Origin of the sequence: Microbacterium sp. Cr-K20, from assembly GCF_000708325.1 — a bacterium.
In the GTDB taxonomy this organism is placed as follows: Bacteria; Actinomycetota; Actinomycetes; order Actinomycetales; family Microbacteriaceae; genus Microbacterium.
In genome coordinates this window covers 1-1,250 of the sequence record NZ_JARE01000056.1, presented here as the reverse complement: position 1 = coordinate 1,250, position 1,250 = coordinate 1, and the positions used below count along the sequence as shown (strand labels likewise).

The window sequence follows — 1,250 nt, the reverse complement described above, 5'->3', positions numbered from 1 at the left end:
GACGGTGCCGGTGGTGGGGTCGGCGGCGACGTAGTAGGCGTCTGCGGTGCCGTTGATGACTCCGAGGGAGGCTCCGGTGTCGGCGTCGAGGACTTCGATGCCGCGGGAGGGGACGGCGACGTAGACGTGTCCGAGTTTCGGGTCGACGTCGATCGAGCGGTTGGACTCGATGGTGGGGAAGGGTCCTCGGACGACTTGTCCGAAGGTGTCGGGGGCGATGGATACGACGAGCCAGTTGCGGTTCTGCTGTCCGACGTAGAGGAGGTTCTTCTCGTCGTCGATGCCGATGTCGCGGATGTTCTCCGGCAGTGTCATCTCGCCGAGGACCTTGTCGGTGTCGGGGTCGATCTCGAAGATCTTCCGGCTGTTCTGGTCGCCCAGGTACAGCAGGTCGCGGGACTCGGAGTAGGCCATGCCCGCGGGCAGGCTCGCCTTCGAACGATCCACCGACGCCAGGTGCCCCGCCGATTCGTAGCTCAGGGTCTCCGGAAGCACCCGTTCGCTGACGGTGACGGCTGCCGAGGTGAGTTCCTCTCCTGGCGGGTTGAGGCGGAAGTCGCGGTTGGAGACGAACACGCGTTGGTGCTCCTCGTCGACCGTGATGCCGTAGCCGTCCTTGCCGTACTTCGGATCGGCGAAGTCGCCGAGCGCCTTCCCGGTGGTGAGATCGTGCACCGAGAATCCGCCAGCGCCCTTGCCCGTGCCGGTGTAGCCGACGTAGAGCAGACCGTTCGTGGAGTCGATGTCGAGCTGACGCGGGTTCGCGCGAGTCGCCTTGGACCACAGTTTCTTGAAGCCGTTGTCGGCATCGAAGGCCTCGACGTTCACGACATTCGTGAGGTCGTGGAACTTGGTGCTGACGACGGTGCCGGTGGTGGGGTCGGCGGCGACGTAGTAGGCGTCTGCGGTGCCGTTGATGACTCCGAGGGAGGCTCCGGTGTCGGCGTCGAGGACTTCGATGCCGCGGGAGGGGACGGCGACGTAGACGTGTCCGAGTTTCGGGTCGACGTCGATCGAGCGGTTGGACTCGATGGTGGGGAAGGGTCCTCGGACGACTTGTCCGAAGGTGTCGGGGGCGATGGATACGACGAGCCAGTTGCGGTTCTGCTGTCCGACGTAGAGGAGGTTCTTCTCGTCGTCGATGCCGATGTCGCGGATGTTCTCCGGCAGTGTCATCTCGCCGAGGACCTTGTCGGTGTCGGGGTCGATCTCGAAGATCTTCCGGCTGTTCTGGTCGCCCAGGTACAGCA

The 1,250-nt window shown here is 64.6% G+C and carries 1 protein-coding gene; it reads right to left on the bottom strand.

Annotated elements, in window-relative coordinates:
* Positions 1-1,250, bottom strand: a 1,250-nt coding sequence (locus tag GZ67_RS20830) for a YncE family protein (RefSeq protein WP_036303467.1), incomplete at both ends; no start/stop codon positions are given.